Annotated in this window: 1 protein-coding gene; it reads right to left on the bottom strand. The window is 75.3% G+C overall.

Annotated elements, in window-relative coordinates:
- On the bottom strand, window positions 1–1337 hold a 1337-nt coding region (locus ACIOHG_RS37770), incomplete at both ends, for an NB-ARC domain-containing protein (RefSeq protein WP_400958193.1).

The raw sequence follows: 1337 nt of genomic DNA, 5'->3' as shown, positions 1-1337 counted from the left end.
TGTTCGGTGGCGTAGGCGCGGACGAGGTCGTGCATGCGCCAGCGTCCGGTGTCGGGGTCCTCGCGGACGAGGCTGGCGTCGGCGAGGGCCTCCAACCTCTTGCGGACGTCGCGGAGCTTGCCCACACCGGTGAGCGCGGCGGCGGTCTGGGTGGACAGGTCGGGGCCGGGGTTGAGGGCGAGGGCGCGGAAGAGCTCCGCGTGGGTGGGTGCCAGACGCCGGTAGGAGCCGGCCAGCACGGTGCGCACGGCGGCGTCGCGTCCCTCCAGGACGTCCAGGCGCTCCGCCAGGTTCTCCAACTCCTCGGCGAGTTGGGCGGGTTTGAGGTTGCGGCCGAGCTGGGCGGCGGCGATGCGCAGGGCGAGGGGGAGGTGGCCGCACAGTTCCGCGACCCGGGCGGCGCCGGTCGGATCTGCGGTGATGCGGTCGTCGGTGGGGCGGACGACGCGCAGGGCGGCGTCCATCAGGGCGACGGCGCGTTCGGGGGTGAGGACGTCGAGGTCGAGCAGGCGGGCGCCGAGGTCGGGGGCGAGGTTGTCGCGGGAGGTGACCAGCATCCGGTGCGGGCCGCTCCCGGCGGGGAGCAGGTGGGCGACCTGGCTGCTGTCGGAGGTGTTGTCGGCCAGGACGAGGACCCGCTCGCCGGCCCTTGCGCGGGCGGCGAGTTGGGCGCGGTAGAGGGCCGCGCGTTGGTCGGTCTCCGGTGGGATCTGCTCGGGGCCGATGCCCAGGTCGCGCAGTGCGGTGTCCAGGGCGCGGTCGGCGTCGACGGGCGTCTCGTCGTAGCCGTGCAGGTCCAGGAACAGCACACCCGTGAACAGGGCCCGCTCCAGGGCCGCGTGGGCGGCGGCCAGGGCCAGCGTGGTCTTGCCCATCCCGCCCATCCCCAGCACCGACGCCACCACCACCGCGTGTTCGGTCCCGTCGTCGGAATCCGTGGCGGGGGAGAGGAAGCCGAGCAGCTCCTCCAGGTCCTCGTCCCGGCCGGTGAACCCGGGCGGCAGCGCCCGGGGAGGGGCCAGGTGCTTCAACTTCGGCTCGCTGGTGGAGTGTTGGTTGACCTGGCCGATCCACATCGCCGCCACCGACTGCTGCCCGCTCGCATCGACCTCGGCCCGCTGCACCCCACCGGGGAACGGCTGCGGAGCATAGGGGGCCGAGGGGCGGCTCTCCCCGGTCTGCGCGGCGATCCGCCGCAGCTCCAGCAGCGGCCCGACCGGCAGGCCCAGCGCGTCGGCCAGGACGGCGACGGTCGCGGCGCCCGGAGCGCCCCCGCCGCTCCGCAGGGCCGCCCGGACGGTGCCCGGCTCCAGCCCCGTACGGTCCGCGAGCCGGTC

Source organism: Kitasatospora sp. NPDC088134, assembly GCF_044741705.1.
Classification (GTDB): domain Bacteria; phylum Actinomycetota; class Actinomycetes; order Streptomycetales; family Streptomycetaceae; genus Kitasatospora.
The sequence above is the reverse complement of the archived record's forward strand: the minus strand, read 5'-3'. Positions and strand labels throughout refer to the sequence as shown.